The following is a 1,390-nucleotide window of genomic DNA, read 5'->3' on the forward strand; positions in this document are numbered from 1 at the left end:
GCAAAAAAGTGGCGGTATTTAATGTTGTTTTGGTTATTCGCGGTAAAGAACGCCAATGGTTTCCATTCTATTCGCTGGCTATTGAGTTTTGTTAGAACAGAATGAGCGTGTGTGACCCAGTAGTCATAGCCGTTGTAAGCCTCTTCCAGCGAAGGAATTTTGCTGTTGGTTTTTATACTGTGCCATCGCAAGCCAAAATGTCGCGTAAGCACTGCCTTGGTCTGATTGTTGTTGAAAAATCTGCTCGGCTTGTGGGTACTGTTTTTGGTTAAACAGTCGGATCCCTTGTTCAACAGGCGAAATCGCCCACAGCTTACCGCTGCACAAGAGCAGGAAAATAAATATCGTTTTTTTCATGGTTTATCTCTTATGGTAGTCAGTAACAAAGCCGCTTCAATGAGCGGCTTTGTGGGGGGACTAAAAGAGCTCTAAAGACGTTTCATCTAAGAACATGTTTGGCGTAATGTCTTTAACAAACTCTGCCACTTGCTTGTCTAATTCAGCTTGTTCTTCTTTAGTGATGAGTGTTTTAAACACAGGGCGACCTTCTTCATCTGCTAATGGTGAGCCATATTCATCATATACATGTTCCTGTGTAATTCGGTGGGCTGATTTCTCTTCGCCACCCAAAGCACCAGATAAGCGATTATAGTAATAGGCTTTCTTAACGTCTGGGTGAATAATTATGTTACCTTTACTGTCCTTCTCACCTTGTGAATAACTATAATAAAACACTAAAGCAGCATCAGCGTAACCCAATTTAATTGCTTTGTTGTTCCATTTGAAAGCCTCGTCCAATGTCTCAGGCTCTAAGAGATAATAATATAAAGACTGCATCGCAGGGGCGTAGCCTTGGTTGGCTGCGATTTTTAGGTATTTTATTTTTTCCTCTCTGGGTACATCGCTAAATCGAGTCAAATAATAGCTTGCGTTTAAGCCTCCTAACGTAAGTGCCTCAATATACTTTTTATCAATAAGGTAGCGGCCTAGCACCGGTACATAATTTCGCCATTGATTTGTAAAAAACTGAAGTTGTAGCAGAGCCTTACCATTGCCTGTTTCTGCTTCTTTCTTCCATCCATCAACTGCCAACTGATACCACTTATCATCACACGGCCAGCCTAAATAACCACATGGGTTATTGACGTAATATTCATAGCCAGAAAGAACACCCATAGCCCAAGGGTCGCCCATATTGGCGGCTTTTAAAAAGGTCTGCCCCGCTTCAAACTGCTGACGATTCTTATACTGTGCCATCGCAAGCCAAAATGTCGCATACGCACTGCCTTGGTCTGATTGTTGTTGAAAAATCTGCTCAGCTTGTGGGTACTGTTTTTGGTTAAACAGTCGGATCCCTTGTTCAACAGGTGTTATCGCCCACACGTTGCTG

Annotated in this window: 1 protein-coding gene and 1 pseudogene; both read right to left on the reverse strand. The window is 42.4% G+C overall.

The window, feature by feature from the left end; genetic code table 11:
* Positions 1-162: 162 nt before the first annotated feature.
* A pseudogene (locus tag QTN94_RS19885) lies at positions 163-357 on the reverse strand (sel1 repeat family protein); the annotation flags it as partial.
* A 60-nt stretch (positions 358-417) separates the two neighbouring features.
* The coding region (locus tag QTN94_RS19890) for a sel1 repeat family protein (protein WP_443088817.1) at positions 418-1,390 on the reverse strand (973 nt) is incomplete at its 5' end.

This window comes from Vibrio sp. M250220 (genome assembly GCF_036533795.1).
Lineage (GTDB): Bacteria > Pseudomonadota > Gammaproteobacteria > Enterobacterales > Vibrionaceae > Vibrio.